This window comes from Rhodococcus sp. FG69, assembly GCF_057808915.1.
Window position 1 is genome coordinate 13,089 of the sequence record NZ_JBMDIX010000044.1, and the last position, 18,667, is coordinate 31,755.

General features: G+C 63.6%; 15 protein-coding genes. 7 read left to right on the top strand and 8 right to left on the bottom strand.

From position 1 onward, the window contains the following. Positions 1-35: 35 nt before the first annotated feature. Entirely contained in the window at positions 36-941 is a 906-nt protein-coding gene (locus ACODSO_RS25370; RefSeq protein WP_489039469.1) for a phosphodiesterase, read from the bottom strand. A gap of 172 nt (positions 942-1,113) precedes the next feature. Here ACODSO_RS25370 and ACODSO_RS25375 point away from each other — a divergent pair, with 172 nt between their 5' ends. Then, the gene (locus ACODSO_RS25375; protein WP_489039470.1) at positions 1,114-1,908 is read left to right on the top strand and encodes an alpha/beta fold hydrolase; all 795 of its coding nucleotides are present in this window, start codon (positions 1,114-1,116) and stop codon (positions 1,906-1,908) included. A gap of 98 nt (positions 1,909-2,006) precedes the next feature. On the opposite strand, the gene ACODSO_RS25380 is transcribed toward ACODSO_RS25375, so the two are convergent. Continuing rightward, positions 2,007-3,104: an acyl-CoA dehydrogenase family protein gene (locus tag ACODSO_RS25380; RefSeq protein ID WP_489039471.1), complete on the bottom strand. Its 1,098-nt coding sequence runs from the start codon at positions 3,102-3,104 to the stop codon at positions 2,007-2,009. Positions 3,105-3,114: 10 nt separating this feature from the next. Then, positions 3,115-4,290 (bottom strand): acyl-CoA dehydrogenase family protein, encoded by a 1,176-nt coding sequence (locus ACODSO_RS25385; protein ID WP_489039473.1) that lies wholly within the window; start codon positions 4,288-4,290, stop codon positions 3,115-3,117. Between the two features lie 84 nt (positions 4,291-4,374). Between ACODSO_RS25385 and ACODSO_RS25390 the strand changes: the two genes are divergently transcribed. The 4 genes from ACODSO_RS25390 to ACODSO_RS25405 are packed head-to-tail and all read left to right on the top strand — an operon-like array spanning position 4,375 to position 7,688. Then, complete coding sequence (locus ACODSO_RS25390; protein WP_068369911.1) at positions 4,375-4,941, top strand: histidine phosphatase family protein; 567 nt, start codon at positions 4,375-4,377, stop codon at positions 4,939-4,941. A gap of 3 nt (positions 4,942-4,944) precedes the next feature. After that, entirely contained in the window at positions 4,945-5,427 is a 483-nt protein-coding gene (locus tag ACODSO_RS25395; RefSeq protein WP_489039474.1) for a RidA family protein, read from the top strand. A gap of 30 nt (positions 5,428-5,457) precedes the next feature. Beyond that, a complete protein-coding gene (locus tag ACODSO_RS25400) occupies positions 5,458-6,945 on the top strand; it encodes an ABC transporter permease subunit (protein WP_489039475.1) in 1,488 nt (495 codons plus the stop codon). After that, entirely contained in the window at positions 6,942-7,688 is a 747-nt protein-coding gene (locus tag ACODSO_RS25405) for an amino acid ABC transporter ATP-binding protein (RefSeq protein WP_489039476.1), read from the top strand. The genes ACODSO_RS25400 and ACODSO_RS25405 overlap by 4 nt, the downstream gene beginning before the upstream one ends. Before the next feature lie 86 nt (positions 7,689-7,774). On the opposite strand, the gene ACODSO_RS25410 is transcribed toward ACODSO_RS25405, so the two are convergent. The 4 genes from ACODSO_RS25410 to ACODSO_RS25425 all read right to left on the bottom strand — a co-directional run bounded on the left by ACODSO_RS25410 (position 7,775) and on the right by ACODSO_RS25425 (position 12,976). Beyond that, positions 7,775-9,835 (bottom strand): xanthine dehydrogenase family protein molybdopterin-binding subunit, encoded by a 2,061-nt coding sequence (locus ACODSO_RS25410; protein ID WP_489039492.1) that lies wholly within the window; start codon positions 9,833-9,835, stop codon positions 7,775-7,777. Positions 9,836-9,840: 5 nt separating this feature from the next. Next, entirely contained in the window at positions 9,841-10,836 is a 996-nt protein-coding gene (locus ACODSO_RS25415) for an FAD binding domain-containing protein (RefSeq protein WP_489039477.1), read from the bottom strand. After that, the gene (locus ACODSO_RS25420; RefSeq protein ID WP_489039478.1) at positions 10,833-11,327 is read right to left on the bottom strand and encodes a 2Fe-2S iron-sulfur cluster-binding protein; all 495 of its coding nucleotides are present in this window, start codon (positions 11,325-11,327) and stop codon (positions 10,833-10,835) included. Before ACODSO_RS25420 ends, ACODSO_RS25415 begins: the two co-directional genes overlap by 4 nt. A 170-nt stretch (positions 11,328-11,497) precedes the next feature. Beyond that, positions 11,498-12,976, bottom strand: coding sequence for a carboxylesterase/lipase family protein (locus ACODSO_RS25425; protein ID WP_489039480.1), 1,479 nt, complete (start codon positions 12,974-12,976; stop codon positions 11,498-11,500). Between the two features lie 79 nt (positions 12,977-13,055). Here ACODSO_RS25425 and ACODSO_RS25430 point away from each other — a divergent pair, with 79 nt between their 5' ends. Further along, positions 13,056-14,630, top strand: a complete 1,575-nt coding sequence (locus ACODSO_RS25430) for a S1C family serine protease (protein ID WP_489039481.1) — start codon at positions 13,056-13,058, stop codon at positions 14,628-14,630. A 68-nt stretch (positions 14,631-14,698) separates the two neighbouring features. Here ACODSO_RS25430 and ACODSO_RS25435 read toward each other — a convergent pair whose 3' ends face one another. Then, a complete protein-coding gene (locus ACODSO_RS25435) occupies positions 14,699-16,576 on the bottom strand; it encodes a DEAD/DEAH box helicase (RefSeq protein WP_489039482.1) in 1,878 nt (625 codons plus the stop codon). Positions 16,577-16,848: 272 nt separating this feature from the next. Here ACODSO_RS25435 and ACODSO_RS25440 point away from each other — a divergent pair, with 272 nt between their 5' ends. Continuing rightward, complete coding sequence (locus tag ACODSO_RS25440) at positions 16,849-18,636, top strand: AMP-dependent synthetase/ligase (protein ID WP_489039483.1); 1,788 nt, start codon at positions 16,849-16,851, stop codon at positions 18,634-18,636. Positions 18,637-18,667 lie beyond the last annotated feature (31 nt).

The following is an 18,667-nucleotide window of genomic DNA, read 5'->3' on the forward strand; positions in this document are numbered from 1 at the left end:
GAGGACTGGCTGAATACCTCGGTGCAGTGAGGTATTCAGATACTCACTCTCGAACTACGCGTGCTGTCGGCGATGCGGACACCGGAGTTCGCCAGCCGGCGGGCGACCTCGTCGGCGGACACGTACTCACCCACCGTGTCGTACGAGCCGATCGGCACGACCGAGTGCACGACCGTGTCGTCGTAGACATGAACCAGGTTGAAGGCCTGCGCACCGTCACGGCCCCGAATCGCACCCGGCTCCACGTTGAGGTCCTGCGTGTAGCAGGTTGCCGACGCGACCGACACCGGGATTCCGGCGAACGTCGCCGTCGTCGAATAGTGAAGGTGACCAGCGAGGATCGAACGGACGTCGGTGCCGCGCACGACATCGGCGAGGCTCTGTTGATCGAGTAGTTCCACGAGAACGGCGAGATCGAGGACCGCCGGAACCGGAGGATGATGCATCGCAAGGATCGTTCCGAACTCCGCGGGAGTCGCGAGAACACCGGCAAGCCAATCCAATTGCTCGGCCGCGACTTCGCCGTGATGGTGGCCGGGAACAGTCGAATCGAGGGTGATCACGCGCAATCCGTCGACGTCGTGGACGCGGTCCACCGTCCCCATCGACGGTTCCTGATCCAACAGCCGGGCACGGAAGGCGGCCCGATCGTCGTGATTGCCCATCGCCCAGATCACCTGAGCATCGAGGGCCTCCGCGACGGGCTCGACAAGAGCACGGAGTGCGTCGTACGCGGCTGGTTCGCCGCGATCGGTCAGATCGCCGGTGAACACCAATGCGTCGGGCCGCACACCCGACGCCTCGACGTCGCCGAGAAGCCGCTGCAGAGTGGCAGTGCTGTCGACCCCGCCGTACAGCTGTCCGCGTTCGACGAGGTGGGTGTCACTCAAGTGCAGCAGGCAATGATTCGGGCGTGGGTGCTCCGCCGTCCGAGCCTTCATCGGTAACTCGCTTCCGATCGGCTATCAGTGGGCACGCTGATCGCGTGACCCTCGTGCATCACCCTAGCCAAGCTGCCTGAGAGAAATGCTGTGGGTACGACACACCAACTAGGAAAGAACTCCGGGCGCCGACGCACTACGTTGGAACCAATTGTCCACCCGAGAGGAACCCATGAAGATCACTCGCACCAGAGCTGCGGCGGCGACGGTCACCGTGGCGGCCAGCATAATGCTGGGGGCGGGCACGGCAGCCGCCCAGGAACTGCCCACCGTCGTGCTGGTCCACGGGGCGTTCGCCGACACTTCCAGCTGGGACGGAGTGGCGGGCGAGCTGCGTGAGCGCGGCTACACCGTCGTCGTCCCCGACAACCCGCTCCGCGGTCCCGGCTACGACTCCTCTGTCATCGAGAAGGCCGTCGAGGATATCGAAGGGCCGGTCGTTCTCGTCGGGCATTCCTATGGCGGAACCGTCATCACCAACACGCACGCAGACAACGTCACCGCACTCGTCTACGTCGCGGCTTTCGCACCTGCGGCAGGCGAACCTGCCGCGCTGGCTCTCGACCCGTTCCGGTTCGGACTGACTTCGCTGCTACCGCCGGTGCTCGGCGTAGGCGTCGTCGACGATTCGACGAACATTCTCGGCAAGAACGTCGACTCGTACATCACGCCAGCACTCTTCAAGCAGTACTTCGCCCCGGACGTCACCGACGAACAAGCCGCGAAGATGATCGCGAATCAGAAGTCGATCGCGGCGACCGCGCTGATCGAACCGAGCGAACCGCCGTCGTGGGCCGACACTCCGAGCTACGCATTGATTCCGCAGCAGGATCAGATCATCCCGCCCACGTCGGAGAAGTTCATGGCCGAGCGCGCGGGCGCCCAGATCACCGAGGTACCAGGGTCCCACGCGATCCTGGTGTCGAACCCGGGTGCCGTGGTGGATCTCGTGGTCGCGGCGTCGTAGGCGCGCCGCGCTTTCGTGAGCGCTCCGCGCCAGTGGCGCGGTTGAGTGTGTTGGAATGCACTCAACCGTGCCACTGCGGACGGAGCCGCGCAGGGGAACTACCGGGACAGCACCCGCAGATGCTCGTCCGCACCGCCGAGCGTGTGCTCGATCGCGACGAGCCGACTCACGTAATGCCCGACGGGATACTCGGCGGTGACGCCGATCCCGCCGTGCAGCTGGATGGCCTCCTGGCCGATCTTGCGTGACGACCGCGAGATCTGCAGCTTCGCCCTCGACGCCACCTTCCGGTCGACGACGTCGTCGGCGAGGTTCATCGTCGCGTACAGCGCCATGCTTCGAGCCAGCTCGAGCAACACGTACATGTCTGCCGCGCGGAATGTCAGTGCCTGGAACTTGGCCAGCGGAACCCCGAACTGCTTGCGCTGCTTGAGGTAGTCGGTGGTGAGTCGCAGCGCTTCCTCCATTGCTCCGACCGCCTCGGCACACAGCGCCGCCTGTGCCTTCACCTCTGCAGCCGCGATGGCGTCCGTCGCGTCCGATCCATCCCCCAACGGCTCGGCGGCCACGTCGGACAGTGTTATCTGCGCTGCCCGCTGACCATCGTGCGTCCGATACGCCCGTCGTTCGAGTCCTGTTGCATCGCCGTCTACCAGGAACAGTCCGCTACCTCCGCCGGGCAACGTGGCGCTGACGACGAAGAAGTCGGCACTGCCTCCGTGCGGAACCGGATTCTTGACCCCGTTCAGCGACCAGGACCCGCCGTCCTCCGTCGCCGTGGTGCCGACCTGAATATCAGGCCACCGACTCCCGGTCTCGTTGTGCGCGAACGCAAGCAGCGTAGACCCCTCGGCGACGCCCGGCAGGACCCGTGCGCGCTGATCGACGGAACCGACAGCGGAGATCAACCCTCCCGGCAGTAGTACAGCGTCGAGAATCGGCTCCGGAGCAAGCCGTCGACCCACCTCGGTCATGACGGCCATGATCTCCACGGGACCGGCGTCCATTCCGCCGTCCTCCTCGGCGAAAGTCAGTCCAAGCAGCCCGACCTCGGCCAGTTGCTTCCAGACGTCTTTCGACCACCCTGGCTCTTCGGCAACGATCTTGTTGCGCTTCTCGGTGTCATACGCACGAGCGAGAACCTCACGCGTGGTGTCCCGAAGGAGCTTCTGTTCTTCGTTCAGTTCGAAATCCATGGTTCCGTCCTCACAATCCGAGAATCGTCGACGCGATGATCTGGCGCTGCACTTCGTTGGATCCGCCGTAGATCGACACCTTGCGGTAGTTGAGGTACGTCGGCACCGATCGCTGCGCCCATCCCGGACTCTCGATGTCCTCTCCTGCCTCGTAGGGCAGTGAATCCGGTCCGGCGATATCCATCAGCATCTCGGTCGCCGCCTGTTGCAGCTCGGATCCGCGCAGCTTCAGAATCGACGACGCCGGGTTGGGCTTGCCGTCTTCGGAGCTCGACACCATCCGAAGCTGGGTGAGTTCGAGTGCGAGAACCTCGTTTTCGAGTTCGGCGAACCGTGCCGCAAAGATCGGATCCTCGAGCAGTGTTCCGCCGCCGACCTTGGTTGCCGCAGCGTATTCCTTCGCGAGATCGAGACGGACCTTCGTGTGCCCGACGCGCGCCACCCCCGTACGCTCGTTGCCGAGCAGGAACTTCGCGTAGCTCCAGCCTTGATTCTCTTCGCCGACAAGGTTTTCGGCAGGGACACGGACGTTGTCGAAGAAGACTTCGTTGACCTCGACGCTACCGTCGATCAACTTGATCGGGCGCACCGTGATCCCGGGCGTGTTCAGGTCGATCAGTAGGAAGGAGATACCTGCCTGCTTCTTCGGTGCGTCCGGATTGGTTCGTACCAACGCGAAGATCCAATCGGCATACTGGCCGAGCGTCGTCCACGTCTTCTGCCCGTTGACGAGGTAGTCGTCGCCGTCACGCAGAGCTGTCGTCCGCAGAGACGCGAGATCCGAGCCTGCCTCGGGTTCGGAGAATCCCTGACACCACCAGATGTCGAGGTTCGCCGTCTTCGGAAGGAACTTTTCCTTCTGCTCCTGCGAGCCGAACGTCGCAATGACCGGTCCGACCATCGACGCATTGAATGCGAGCGGTTCCGGTACCGAAGCCCGCTGCATCTCGTCGAGCCAGATGTGCCGTTGCACCGGGGTCCAGTCCCGGCCACCGAACTCGGCAGGCCAATGCGGCACCGCAAGGCCGTTGGCATTGAGGATTCGCATCGTCGTCACCACGTCGTCGCGGCTCAGTTCGATACCCACCCTGGTCTTCTCGCGAATCTCCGCGGGAATCTCGGTGGTGAAGAACGTCCGCATCTCGTCGCGAAATGCAGCTTCCTCTTCTGTCAGGGCAAGATTCATGAGATCCCTCCGCTATTTCCACTGTCTTCATTGACGTCCTACTCGACCGTACTCCGGGGACAACTGCGATAATCTTCGCCCACTATGACTTTTCTGGCGCTGGTTCGGCACGGTGAAACCGATTGGAATCTGCACGGCCGTCTCCAGGGCAGTTCGGACATCCCGCTCAACGCGACGGGACGGGCACAGGCCCGCGAGGCCGTCTACGAACTCGAAGACCATCCGTGGGAAGTGCTGGTGAGTTCGCCGCTGTCGCGGGCCGCCGAAACCGCCGACATCATCGGTGAGCACCTCGGCATCTCGCGCACCGCTACCTATCCCGATCTCGTCGAGCGCCATTTCGGCGCCGCGGAGGGTTTCACCGACTACGACGCCTATTCCCACTGGCCGCACGGGCGATACCCGGGCCTCGAGCCGCGACGCGAGATGATCGTCAGGGGCGTTCGTGCAGTCGACGAGCTGGCCGCCTCTCACCCCACCGCGTCGGTCATCGCAGTGGCCCACGGGGGCATCATCCGCGGAATATTGGAAGCTCTGCGCGGAGTGCCGTCGCCACGGATCCTCAATGCAGGCGTGTCGACGCTCGTCCACGACGGTTCCGAGTGGACCGTGAAGACCATCAACGGCGTCCCGACGCGAAGGTTGTGGTGAACCGTGTACATCGAACGGCGCATTTCCGAACTGGGGTTCGTCCTCCCCTCCGAAGCCCAGGCACCTCCCGGCTTCGAGTTCTCGTTCGAATGGGTTCGAGTGCGCGGAAACCGGGTGTTCGTGTCCGGTCATTCACCGCAACGTCCTGACGGTTCACTCGCCGGCCCGTTCGGCGCGGTCCCGTCCGAGGTACCTCTCGACGCGGCGACGGACGCAGCACGTGATGCGGCCCTCGCAGCTTTGGCGAGCGTTCATCGAGCAATCGGAGACCTCGACCGGATCAGCGCATGGTTGACCGTCACCGGAATGGTCAATGCAGATCATGGGTTCACTCAGACGACGACCGCCATCAACGGCTTCTCCGATCTGGTTCTTCAGGTGTTCGGGCCGGAGATCGGTGCCCATGCACGGACGGCGATCGGAGTGGCAGCGCTCCCGATGAACAATGCCGTGGTTGTATCGGCTGAGATCGAGATCGACGGCTGAACATTCTCCAGGTCAGGGAAGGCGTCCCACATGCACCGCAAAGCCCTCGCGTTGCTGGCCGCGATCGTCGCGTTACTGGCGGTAGCCGGTTGCGGATCGTCCTCTGCCCCGCTGATCGATCGGATCACCGACGAGGGCGTGCTCGTCGTCGGTACCGAGGGCACCTACAGCCCGTTCAGCTTCCAGGGTGACAACGGCCAGTTGACGGGCTACGACATCGACGTGGTCAACGCGGTGGCAGGTGAACTGGGTGTACGCGTCGAATTCGTGCAGACGCCGTTCGACTCCATCTTCGCCGGGCTCGAGTCGGAGCGCTTCGATCTGATCGCAAACCAGGTGACGATCAATCCGGCCCGGCAGAGTGCATACGACCTGTCGAAGCCCTACACGGTGTCCGAGGGCGAGATTCTCACCGCCGCGACCGATACGTCGATCACGTCCGTCGCCGACCTCGCCGGAAGGACGACAGCGCAATCGTCGACGAGCAACTGGGCAGAGGTCGCCGCCGACGCGGGCGCGAATGTCGAGGCCGTGGAGGGGTTCGTCCAGGCCGTGACCCTCGTCAAAGATGGGCGCGTCGACGCCACCGTCAACGACAGTCTCGCCATCGCCGAGTACCTGAACCAGACCGGCGACACCGGGGTGAAGGTGGCCGCGCAGACCGGCGATACCAGCTATCAGGCGTTCGCTGCCCGCAAGGACAGCGGTCTGATGGACCAGATCGACGCCGCGATCGACACCTTGCAGGCCGACGGCACACTCGCACAAATTTCCGAGAAATACTTCGGCTCGGCCGTCGCTGCTCCCACGGCGGACACGCAGGCGCCGACTTCCGACGGTGAGTCCTCGGAGCAACGGTCGAAATTCGACCTCATCCTCGACAACCTGTGGCCGATGCTGAAGGCCACGATCACGATGACCATTCCGTTGACCGCCATCAGCTTCGTCGTCGGATTGGTCATCGCTCTCGGTGTCGCGCTGGCTCGGATCTCGTCGAACACAGTCCTCGCCGGCCTCGCGCGGTTCTACGTTTCGATCATCCGCGGCACTCCCCTGCTGCTTCAGCTGTTCATCGTCTTCTACGCACTGCCACAGTTCGGGGTGGTGATCGATCCGTTCCCGGCCGCGGTCATTGCCTTTTCGTTGAATGTCGGTGGTTACGCTGCCGAAGTGATCCGTGCCGCGATACTCAGCGTGCCGAAGGGGCAGTGGGAGGCGTCGCAGACAATCGGCATGGGGTACCGAACGACGTTGCAACGCATCATTCTTCCGCAGGCCCTACGCACCGCAGTGCCCCCGTTGTCGAACACGCTGATCTCGCTGGTGAAGGACACGTCTCTGGCGTCGACCATCCTCGTGACCGAACTGCTGCGCGTGGCCCAGCTCGCGGCAGCACCGACCTTCGACTTCTTTGCTCTGTACAGCGTTGCGGCCCTGTACTACTGGGTTATCTGCATGGTTCTGTCCCTCTTCCAAGGCAAACTCGAAGTTCGACTCGACAGGTATGTGGCGAAATGACCGATCTCCTCGAAGTGAAGTCCCTGAAAAAGTCCTTCGGCGCGGTCGAAGTTCTGAAAGACGTGTCGTTCTCGGTGCCGTCCGGGACTGTCACGGTGATCATCGGGCCCTCTGGTTCCGGTAAGACGACGGTGCTACGAGCGCTGAATGCGTTGGATCCGGCAGACGGTGGACTCATCCGGATAGGCGACGTCGCCGTGGATTTCGATTCCACGGTCTCCCCCGCTCAGTTGCGAGCGTTCCGCGCGCAGAGCGGCATGGTGTTTCAGCAGCACAACCTGTTCCCACACAAGACGGTGCTGCAGAACGTCATCGAAGGCCCGGTGATCGTGCAGAAGCGGGCGCGCGACGAGGCGGTCGCCGACGCTCACCGACTGCTCGACCAGGTCGGACTGGACGTCAAATCCGACCAATACCCTTTTCAGCTCTCGGGTGGACAGCAGCAGCGGGTGGGGATCGCCCGAGCTCTCGCGCTGCGACCGAAGCTGATGCTGTTCGACGAGCCGACGTCCGCGCTCGATCCAGAACTGGTCGGCGAGGTCCTCGCTGTCATCAAAGGTCTTGCGGCAGAGGGCTGGACGATGGTGATCGTGACCCACGAGATCAGGTTCGCAGAACAGGTAGCCGACGAGGTGCTGTTCATCGAGGGCGGCGTCGTCGTCGAGCGCGGCAAGCCCGCCACCGTACTCAAAAACCCTGCCGAGGCTCGGACGCGGCAGTTTCTGCAGCGCATTCTCGCCTGAGCGGGTTCCGGCCTTGGACGCTCCGCCCCAGTGGCACGAATAAGTGCGTTGGAGTGCACTCAACCGTGCCACTAGGTGCGGAGCGCCTACAGGTGCGGAAGCACTTTGTCGAGCGTGATCGGCAGATCCCGTACCCGCACGCCCGTCGCGTGGTAGACCGCATTCCCGATGGCTGCCGGTGACCCGACGGTGCCGATTTCACCGATTCCCTTGCCGCCCATGGGGCTCAATTCATCATCCTGTTCTTCGACCCACACAGCCTCGAGGTCGGTGACGTCTGCGCACACCGGCACGTGGTACTCCGCGAGATCGTGATTCGTGAATCCCCCGAATTCGAGATCGGTGTTGCCCGCTTCCATCAACGCCATACCGAGGCCGAATGTCATCCCGCCGATCAGCTGCGACCGCGCGAGCCGTGGATTCATGACGCGCCCGATCCCGAACACACCGAGCATCCGACGCACCCGCACCTCCCCGGTGTCGACGTCGACCTCCACCTCGGCGAATTGAGCGCCGAACGCCATTCGCGCCAGATCTTTCCGACCGTCGACCTCCTCGGACGTCTCCGCAGTCACCTCAGCCGGGCCGGTGGCATCGTCGATGCCGCCAACCTTGTCGACGAGCTGTCGGCACGCCTTCGTCACGGCCCACCCCCACGAAGACGTGCCCGAGGATCCTCCTGCTCCTGGAGCTTTCGGGAGGGCGCTGTCGCCGAGCTTCAGCTCGACCCGATCGGCGGACACGGCAAGCGCGTCGGCCGCAATCTGCCGCAATACCGTACGAGCGCCGGTACCGATGTCCGACGCGGCGACGGACACCGTGATCGATCCGTCGGCATCGATCCTCGCCGACGCAGACGACGGGCTGATCAGAACCGGATAGCTGGCGGTTGCGACGCCCGAGCCGATGAGCTTGCGGCCTTCTCGTCGATGTCCCGGCCTGGGGTCTCGGTACGCCCACCCGAATCGCTCCGCTCCCTCTCGTAGACATTCGACGACGCTGCGCGAGGAGAACGGGCTTCCGCTGGCTGGGTCGACATCGGGTTCGTTGCGAATACGTAGCTCGATCGGATCGACACCGACCGCGTAGGACAACTCGTCGATCGCTGTCTCCACGGCAAACATTCCCGGTGCCTCACCGGGAGCCCGCATCCAGCGAGGCGTCGGGACGTCGAGCTCGGCCAACCGGTGCGTCGTTCGACGATTGGGCGCGGCGTAGATATGCCGCGACGACTCGGCTGTCTGCTCGCAGAACTCGAAGATCTGCGAGGTCTGTTGGAACGTGTCGTGCGCCAGCGCCGTCAAGGTTCCGTCCGCGTCGGCCCCGAGTTGTACGTGGTTGAGGGTGGGCGTGCGGTACCCGACGAGATCGAACAATGCCTGACGCGGAAGCGCGAGCTTGACCGTCCTACCCGTTGCGCGCGCAGCCATCACCGCGAGAACCGCATTGGGCCTGGTGCTGCCCTTCGAGCCGAATCCGCCGCCCACGTTCTCGGCAACGACGCGTACGTTCGACGGGTCCAGGCCGAACAACGTCGCCAGATCGTCTTGGACACCGGACGGCGCCTGCGTCGAATCCCACACCGTCAGAACGCCATCGGACCACTGAGCCGTCGTTGCATGGGGTTCCATCGGACTGTTGTGCATCGGTGGCGTCGAATACCAGCGGTCGACGGTGTGAACTGCGGACTCGAGCGCGGAATCCGGATCGCCCACTGTCACGTCAGTGGGAAAGCCTGCGTTGACAGACTCGGGCGCGAACAACGACGGGTGTTCGGCGCTCAGCTCGTTGTCCGGTTTCGCTTCGTCTGCATAACTCACGCGCACTCGCGCGGCTGCGTCCCGTGCAGTTTCGAGCGAGTCGGCGATCACTGCGGCAACGATCTGACCACGGTAGGAAACTCGATCTGATTGCAGTACAGCGAGTTCCGTGTCTTCGAGCTCGCCGATCTTTTCCGCGTTCGAGTGCCACAGCAGGGTGACCGAATCGTCGGTCTGCACATCTACAACCCTGCCGGTGGGGATCGTGGCCGGCACATAACAGCAGTAAGCGGGCGCTGTCTTCTCGAGCTGCTCGACGGCGTAGCGTGCCGCGCCGGTCACCTTCGCAACGCTCTCGGTTCGCTGGATCGGCTGACCGATCGACATCGTACTCACAGCTGCACGCTCCGATGGGCTAGCTCGGTCAGGGTTTCCGTCACCAGATTGCGCACGAGTGGAACTTTGAATCCGTTGTCTCTCAGCGGCATCGCGGCACGCAGCTCGAGGTCGATCGCCTCTCGAAATGCTTCGTGTTTCGCCGAGCGTCCCAGGAGCTCCCCTTCGGCGGTGATCGCCCGCCAGGGTTTGTGTGCAACTCCGCCGAGAGCGATTCGCGCCTCGGTGACCTGCCCGTCTTCGACTCGCAACACTGCAGCGACCGACGCCAATGCGAAAGCGTAGGACGCGCGATCGCGAACCTTGCGATAGACGGATACAGCCTGCTCGGGTAGCGCCGGGATGCTGATTCCAGTGACTATCTCGTCGTGGCCGATGTTGGTGTCGAGGTCGGGATCGTGACCCGGGAGTCGGTACAACTCGCTGATGGGGAGCTTGTGCGCCCCCGACGGACCCGCGATCTCGACGATTGCGTCGAGTGCCGTCAGCGCCACAGCCATGTCGGACGGGTGCGTCGCGACGCAGTGATCGGACGCACCGAGGATCGCCAGGTTACGGTGATCACCCTCGATCGCGGGGCAACCCGAGCCTGGATCCCGCTTGTTGCATGGTTTGCTCGAATCCATGAAGTAGACGCACCGAGTGCGCTGGAAGAGATTGCCGCCGACGGTCGCCATGTTCCGCAGCTGGCCGGATGCACCGGACAGCACGGCCCGCGACAGCACCGGGTAGCGCGAGCGAACAACCGGGTGTACGGCTAGATCACTGTTGCTGACTCCGGCCCCGACACGCAGGGAGCCGTCATCGTCGACGCCGATCACGTCGAGCGGCAATTTGCTGATGTCGATGAGCGACGAGGGATGCGCTGCACCGAGTTTCATGAGATCGACCAGGTTTGTACCACCCCCGAGAAGGGCTGCGTCCGGGTCGGATGCAAGCTTGGCGATCGCGTCGTCGACGTCTACGGCGGACTCGTAGCTGAAGGTTCTCATTCGCTCGCCTTCAGTACCGCCGGCACGATGTTCGGATAAGCACCGCAGCGACACAGATTCCCGCTCATTCGCTCGCGGACCTCTTCGGGTGTCAACCGAGGATGATCGTTCTCGGTGACCGCGCTCGGCCATCCCTGTTTCGCTTCCTCGATCACCGCGACTGCAGAACAGATCTGGCCGGAGGTGCAGTATCCGCACTGGAAAGCGTCGTTGTCGATGAACGCTTGTTGGACGGGATGAAGAGTGTCGCCGTCGGCGAGGCCCTCCACGGTGACGATGTCTCGACCTTGGTAGCCGATCGCGAGAGCGAGGCAGCTGTTGATCCTCCGACCGTCGACAAGGATGGTGCAAGCGCCGCACTGACCGTGGTCGCAACCTTTCTTGGCACCGACGAGATCGAGGTGCTCTCGAAGCGCGTCGAGCAGCGTGGTTCGTACGTCGCAGTCCAGCTCATGGTCGGTACCGTTCACCCGGAGGGTCACTCTGCTCATGGCCGGTCAGGTACCCGGGTGGCCGGACCGTCAAACGCTCAAATACTGTGGCGCACAATATTGGACAGGCTAACCTCCACTGCCCTAGTGGTGCGACTGAGTGTTCAGGAGTGCACTCAACCGCGCCACTGCGGCGGAGCCGCGCTAGGGGGCACTGCGGCGGAGCCGCGCTACGTGAAGCCCAGGATCTCCTCACCCCATGCTCGCCGGAGTTCACGGTCCGGGTCCTCGACTTCCTGGTCGTGCTTGTCGATCAGCAGAGTCGTCCTCGATTCCTCGTCGTAGGGCGTCCATGGGTCCCGGCCGTACGCGAAGTCGATCCATCGTTTCTGGACCCGTCCGCTGACCTCGAGAGCGGTCCTGTGCCCGCCCAACTTGAAGGTCGGGTCCTTGGGAACGACGCCGAAGTTGCCGAACACGTACGGCACCTCGGTACCGTGCATCGCCCCGAGTCGGGTGATGCGCAGGAACGGCGTCGCCTGATCGAAGCGATACAGGAACGTCCGCGCTCGCCTGCTGTGTGCCTCGGCGATCCACAGTGTCGGCATACGGAACGCTGCGTCCCGCGAGATCTCGAGTGCCGTCCGCTTCTTCGAGTGCTCGGGATACGCCGCTTCGACCTCGTTCTCTTCGTCGGCCCGCATGTCGGGGTGATCGGCCGCGATCGCCTGGAACATCTCGTGCACCTTGTCCGGCGTGATGGGCATCAGCGGAGACTTCATCAGCTTGAACATCGAGGACTCGTCGTGGTTCGTGCCGATCAACAGCGGGACCGGATGAGCCAGGCCCTTCTGAAACGCCGCCACCGGGTAGTGCGGTACGAAATCCCGATCGACGACGGGTGCCAACGCAAGAGTGCCCGGCACCTTGGACGGAATCTCCTGCACCAACTCCCCGCACACCCGAACGAACTCGGATACCGGCAGCTCCCGCAGTTCCGACGCCTCGACTCCCGCGAGTTCGAGGAAGCGCTCGGCAATGCTCTCGGCCCTGTCGGCGCCGTACACCGACGTGGCGGGCGAGCTCTCCGCGATGACCCGATGAAAGAGTCCCTCGGAGGCAGGCGAGACCATCAGCGTCGTCACCGATCCGCCACCTGCGGATTCGCCGAACAGCGTCACCTGGGACGGATCACCACCGAACCCCGCGATGTTGTCTCGAACCCACTCGAGAGCTGCAACCTGATCTCGCAGACCGAGGTTCGAATCGAAGTCGCCGAACTTCGAGAAGTCCAGGAACCCCAGCGCACCGAGCCGGTAGTTGGCCGTCACCAACACCACACGGCCCTCGGCGACCAGCTTCCGCCCGTCATACATCCGTTGCGCCGACGAACCGAGGAAGTACGCGCCGCCGTGAATCCACACCATGACCGGAAGATTCGCGGCCCCCTCCGGAGCCCACACGTTCAGCGTCAAGCAATCCTCGCCGATCGTCAGACCCGGATCGATGGGCAGCGGACCGTGCTCGGTCTGCGGAGCGATATGCCCGAACGCCGTCGCATCCCGAACCTCCGACCACGACACAGGCTCCCTCGGCGCTCGCAGCCGCAACTCCCCCACCGGGGGCGCCGCGTAGGGCACCCCTTTCCATACCGCGACACCGTCGTCGACACTTCCCATGACCTGCCCGTACCGGGTCGTCACAATCACCAGACCATCATGCCCCGTACTGAGTGAGTCCAAGTCGCTTACAACCACTCTCCAAGTCGCTGCCGCCACAGTTCTGCCCATGACAACAACAGCCCGCACTCTCGCGAGAAGCACGACCACCGCACTCGCTCTGGCCGCCAGTGCCGCACTCCTCAGCGCTTGTTCCTTCTCTGTCGGCACTTCCACCGACGACGCCCAGCCTGCGTCCGATGGTGGCGTCGACTTCACTGGACTGCAGTCGGCGACGATTCAGCTCGAGGCCCTCGGCACCTTCGTCTCGCCTCAGGAAGGCGGATACGAAGCTGCCGGACGCGGTTCCGGTTTCCTCATCTCCCCCGACGGATATGCACTGACCAACAATCACGTGGTCACCGGCGCAGGCACGCTCGAGGTGTGGCGCGGCGGCGACCAGAGCAAAGAACTGAATGCTCGCGTCGTCGGTTCTTCCGAGTGCCTGGATCTCGCCGTCGTGAAACTCGACGGCACCGACTTCCCCTACGTGTCGTTCCACGAAGGCCCGATCAACACCGCCGACGAGATCTATGCCGCCGGCTTCCCACTCGGTGACCCGACGTTCACGATGACCAAAGGCATCGTCTCCAAGGCCGACACCGCAGGCGACACGCCGTGGGCATCACTCGACCACGTCATCGAACACGACGCGAAGATTCGCAGCGGCAACTCCGGTGGCCCACTCGTCGACCCGGACGGCAAGCTCGTGGGCGTCAACTACGCAGGAAGCGACAAGTACGACACCAACATGGCCATTCATCGCGACGAAGTCCAGAACGTCGTGGAGGACCTCAAAAGCGGCAAGAACATCCTGAGCCTCGGCATCAACGGAGAAGCGCTCACCGACGACGAGGGCACCGGACTCGGAGTGTGGGTCAACTCGGTTGCATCGGGGTCGGCGGCCGACAAAGCAGGAGTCGAACCCGGCGACCTGCTGACCAGCATGGAGGGCGTCACGCTCGGTACCGACGGGACGCTCGCCGACTACTGCAGCGTCCTACGCACGCACGGACAGGACGCAACCCTCTCGGTGGAGGTCTACCGGCCTGCCACGGACACGTACCTACGCGGCCAGTTCAACGGTGAAGCGATCGAGGAAACGACGACGGTGTCGTCGGCGGTCACACAGTCCACTAGCGGTAGCAGCGCTTCGCAGACCAGCGCCGGCGGCTTCACCACGGTCGAGGACAACGACGGAGTCGTGACGGTCGACGTGCCCGCGGCGTGGAATCAGGTGGACGGCAACAAGTTCGTCGACGATCGAGGTAACTACTTCTACGGCGTCGAGGCCAGCTCGAATCTTGCTCAGTACCAGGGAGGCTGGGGTGCGGTCGGCACCTCGGTCATGGCCTCGGACACCGCTGTGTCGAACTCGTCGCCGGAGGATCTCCTGAACTGGGCGACGGCATCGCTGCCGCAGTCCGGATGCGTCTCGACCGGCCGTGAGGACTACAGCGATGCCCTGCACACCGGCCGGTTCGAGGTGTGGACCGGTTGTGGGGAAAGCGCAGCCACATACATCCTCGTTGCGGCCCAGGCAGATTCAGGTCGATACCTGACTCTGGTCGCGGTGCAGGCCAACAGCGACGCCGATCTCGACGCTGCGGATCGCGTGATGAACAGCTTCACCGTCTCCCTCTAGGTCGACTCTCTGTATCCCGACGGAAAAGCCCCGCTCACCTCATCGGTGAGCGGGGCTTTTCCGTCAGGTCAGCTACGGCGCGGCTTGCCCCGCTTGTCGCCACCGAACTTGCCGCCCCCACGGGGGCCACCGCGACCACCGGGAGGACCGGAGTCAGGTGTCAGTTGGATCAACACGCCGCTGATTCGAGTGCGACGCAGCGCTTCCACTGTTTCGTCGGCGAGATCGGCGGGAAGCTCCACCAGCGAATGATCCGGACGAATGCTGATGTGCCCGAAATCGCTCCGACGCAGGCCGCCCTCGTTGGCGATGGCTCCGACGATCGCTCCGGGAGCAACGTGATGCCGCTTCCCGACGGCGATGCGGTACGTCGCCATCTCCTGGCCGGTCTTGCGATGATGCGAACTCGCTGCATCCTCGTCGAAACTGCGCGCGGGCCGAGGTTCACGCGGCTCGCGGGGGGCACGCGGGGGCGCGGGCGGTTCTGGCTTGAGCAAGAACGCCTCGCCGTCGCGGGACTGCACGGCCAGCGCAGCAGCGATGTCGGCGATCGGCACGTCGTGATCGCGCTCGTAGTCCTCGATGAGGCGACGGAAGAGAGCCAAGTTCTCGTTGCCGAGGCTCTCGGTGATCGAGTCTCCGAACTTGGTGACGCGCTGCGCATTGACGTCGTCGACGCTCGGCAACTGCATCTCGGTAATCGGCTGGCGCGTCGCGCGTTCGATGGCTTTGAGTAGATGACGTTCCCGCGGCGCGACGAACAGCAGCGCCTCACCCGCACGGCCGGCTCGACCGGTACGGCCGATGCGGTGGACGTAGGACTCGGTGTCGTGCGGGATGTCGTAGTTGATGACGTGCGAAATGCGATCGACATCGAGACCACGCGCTGCAACATCGGTGGCGACCAGGACGTCGATCTGGCCGTTCTTGAGCTGGTTGATGGTCCGCTCGCGCTGGGCCTGCACGATGTCGCCGTTGATGGCCGCTGCGGAGAATCCGCGTGCCCGCAACTTCTCGGCGAGTTCCTCGGTGGCCTGCTTGGTGCGGACGAACATGATCATCGCCTCGAACTCTTCGACCTCGAAGATTCGGGTCAGAGCCTCCAGCTTTCGCTGATGCGCCACCTGAACGTAACGCTGAGTGATGTTCGGCGCGGTCGAGGTCTTGGTCTTGACGGTGATCTCGACCGGGTCGTGCAGATACTGCTTGGAGATCTTGCGGATCGCAGGCGGCATCGTGGCCGAGAACAGCGCGACCTGCTTGTACTCCGGAGTGTCGGACAGAATGCGCTCGACGTCCTCCTGGAATCCCATCTTGAGCATCTCGTCCGCCTCGTCGAGCACGAGGTACTCGAGGCCGGACAGATCGAGCGTGCCCTTCTCCAGGTGATCGATGACACGACCCGGCGTTCCGACGATGATCTGCGCACCCTTGCGCAATCCGGAAAGCTGAATGCCGTATGCCTGACCACCGTAGATCGGCAAGATGTGCAGGCCGGGGATGTTGGCCGCGTACTTGCCGAATGCCTCCGCCACCTGCAGTGCCAGCTCACGCGTCGGGGCCAGCACGAGCGCCTGCGGCACCCGGCGTGACACGTCCAGACGGGACAGGATCGGCACCGCGAACGCTGCGGTCTTACCGGTTCCGGTCTGCGCGAGGCCGACGACGTCGTTGCCTGCCATCAACGGCGGAATGGTCGCAGCCTGAATGGGCGACGGGCTCTCGTAGCCGACGTCGTGCAGGGCCTTCAGGACCCGTTCGTCGATGCCGAGGTCGGCGAAGGTGATAGGTGGCGTCTCTTCGACAGCGGGGGTCGCGTCGATCGGCGCTGATGCCTGCCCGTTCGAAGTTGATTCGTTCGAAGTTGATTCGTTCGAAGTGGACTCGTTCGAAGTCGACTCGTCAGGGGTCACGTCGGCATCCTGATTCGGCTCTGTTGTGCTCATATACAGGCGAGTTTAGTCCCTGTCACCTCTTCCGCAGGACGCAAGTGCCGATAATGCGCTCAGCACGTTCATTCTCGGCCTGTACAGCGACTCGCGGGGCGAATCGAGCCTCGTCAACAGCAACACGACCGGTTAGGGTGCACAGCGAGTCACACATAACTCCACAGGACTGGTCGGAAAATTCGCAAACCGGACACCATCCGTAGTGCAACCCGACCGGGAATGTGATGAAATGCACATCTGTTACGTCATTTTCCCGGAGGGGTCTTACAGTGCGCGAATATTCTGTGCCTGCGTCGTTCACAATTCCAGACGATGCATCGATGGCCGATACCATTTTCCGGCACGAGACGGAGTCCCCGAACATCGTCCCGTTCCAGCGTTTGATCGGTGGGACGTGGACCGATGTCACAGCGTCGCAGTTCGCCAAGGAGGTCAAGGCAGTCGCCAAGGGCCTGATCGCGTCGGGCGTCGAGCTCGGCGATCGCGTGGCGATTCTGTCTGCGACGCGGTACGAGTGGGTCCTTCTCGACTATGCGATCTGGACCGCAGGTGGATGCACCGTTGCAATCTACGAAACGTCCTCGGCCGATCAAGCTCAGTGGATTCTGGAAGATTCGGCAACCTCGTTGCTGATCCTGGAAACCCCAGCACATGCGGAGGCCCTGAAGGAGGTCACCGAGGGTGCCGCCGATCTGCGCGAGGTCCTGCAGATCGATGCAGGGGCCATCGACGAGCTCACCACACGCGGCGCAGGCGTCAGCGACGACGACCTTCATGCACGTCGCCACCAGGTCACCGCGTCCTCACCCGCGACGCTGATCTACACCTCGGGAACCACTGGCCGTCCCAAGGGCGTGCAGCTCACCCACGCCAACTTCTACGCAGAGGTGCAAGCAACCCAGCTGGCGCTGCACGACTCGATGAAGGAGGGCAACCGCACACTGATGTTCCTGCCGATGGCGCACGTGTTCGCCCGCGCCGTCTCGTTCGGAGCGTTCGAGGCCAAGGTCACCGTCGGTCACACCTCGGACGTCGCGACGCTGCTCGACCAGTTCGCGTCGTTCAAACCGGACTTCATCCTGTCGGTGCCCCGCGTGTTCGAGAAGGTCTACAACTCGGCCAAACAGAAGGCGTACGACGGCGGCAAGGGCGGAATCTTCGACAAGGCTGCGGCCACCGCCATCGAGTGGAGCGAAGCCAAGGACAAGGGCGGCCCCGGACTGCTGCTCAACATCAAGCACACGGTGTTCGACAAGCTCGTCTACTCCAAGCTCCGCGCCGCACTCGGCGGCAACTGCGACCGCGCGGTCTCCGGCGGCGCACCTCTCGGTGCCCGACTCGGTCACTTCTTCCGCGGCGTCGGAATCCCGGTGTATGAGGGCTATGGACTCACCGAGACCAGCGCCGCGATCACCGTCAACACCACCTCCGAGCAGCGCATCGGCAGCGTCGGAAAGCCGCTCAGCGGTCACGCCGCGAAGATCGCCGAGGATGGCGAACTTCTCCTCAAGGGCCCTGTCGTGTTCGGCGGATACTGGCACAACGAGAAGGCGACGTCCGAGTCGATCATCGACGGCTGGTTCCACACAGGCGACCTCGGCGCCATCGACCAGGACGGCTACGTCTCCATCACCGGTCGTAAGAAGGAAATCATCGTCACCGCGGGCGGCAAGAACGTCGCACCTGCGGTACTGGAAGATGCCATGCGGGCAAACGCACTCATCAGCCAGTGTCTCGTCGTCGGCGACGCGAAGCCCTTCATCGGCGCCATCATCACGCTGGATCCGGAAGCACTCCCGGGCTGGAAAGAGCGCCACGGGATCGCGGAGGACGTGCCGTTCGCCGAACTGTCGAAGAACGCCGAGCTCATCGCCGAGATCGACAAGGCAGTCGCGGACGCGAACAAGAAGGTGTCCAACGCAGAACAGATCAAGAAGTACAAGATCCTCGAGCAGGACTTCACCGTCGAAACCGGCGAGCTCACGCCGACGATGAAGCTCAAGCGCAACATCATCCACCAGGAGCGCGGCGCCGAGATCGAATCGATCTACAGCTAGATTCCACCCGCGTGTGACGTACAGGCCCGTG

What these genes read in the sequence shown, in the direction of transcription:
- ACODSO_RS25400 (WP_489039475.1), top strand. Translation starts at nt 5,458, where the DNA reads ATGCACCGCAAAGCCCTCGCGTTGCTGGCCGCGATCGTCGCGTTACTG.
- ACODSO_RS25405 (WP_489039476.1), top strand. Translation starts at nt 6,942, where the DNA reads ATGACCGATCTCCTCGAAGTGAAGTCCCTGAAAAAGTCCTTCGGCGCG.
- ACODSO_RS25410 (WP_489039492.1), bottom strand. Translation starts at nt 9,835, where the DNA reads ATGTCGATCGGTCAGCCGATCCAGCGAACCGAGAGCGTTGCGAAGGTG.
- ACODSO_RS25375 (WP_489039470.1), top strand. Translation starts at nt 1,114, where the DNA reads ATGAAGATCACTCGCACCAGAGCTGCGGCGGCGACGGTCACCGTGGCG.
- ACODSO_RS25430 (WP_489039481.1), top strand. Translation starts at nt 13,056, where the DNA reads ATGACAACAACAGCCCGCACTCTCGCGAGAAGCACGACCACCGCACTC.
- ACODSO_RS25380 (WP_489039471.1), bottom strand. Translation starts at nt 3,104, where the DNA reads ATGGATTTCGAACTGAACGAAGAACAGAAGCTCCTTCGGGACACCACG.
- ACODSO_RS25415 (WP_489039477.1), bottom strand. Translation starts at nt 10,836, where the DNA reads ATGAGAACCTTCAGCTACGAGTCCGCCGTAGACGTCGACGACGCGATC.
- ACODSO_RS25385 (WP_489039473.1), bottom strand. Translation starts at nt 4,290, where the DNA reads ATGAATCTTGCCCTGACAGAAGAGGAAGCTGCATTTCGCGACGAGATG.
- ACODSO_RS25420 (WP_489039478.1), bottom strand. Translation starts at nt 11,327, where the DNA reads ATGAGCAGAGTGACCCTCCGGGTGAACGGTACCGACCATGAGCTGGAC.
- ACODSO_RS25435 (WP_489039482.1), bottom strand. Translation starts at nt 16,576, where the DNA reads ATGAGCACAACAGAGCCGAATCAGGATGCCGACGTGACCCCTGACGAG.
- ACODSO_RS25370 (WP_489039469.1), bottom strand. Translation starts at nt 941, where the DNA reads ATGAAGGCTCGGACGGCGGAGCACCCACGCCCGAATCATTGCCTGCTG.
- ACODSO_RS25390 (WP_068369911.1), top strand. Translation starts at nt 4,375, where the DNA reads ATGACTTTTCTGGCGCTGGTTCGGCACGGTGAAACCGATTGGAATCTG.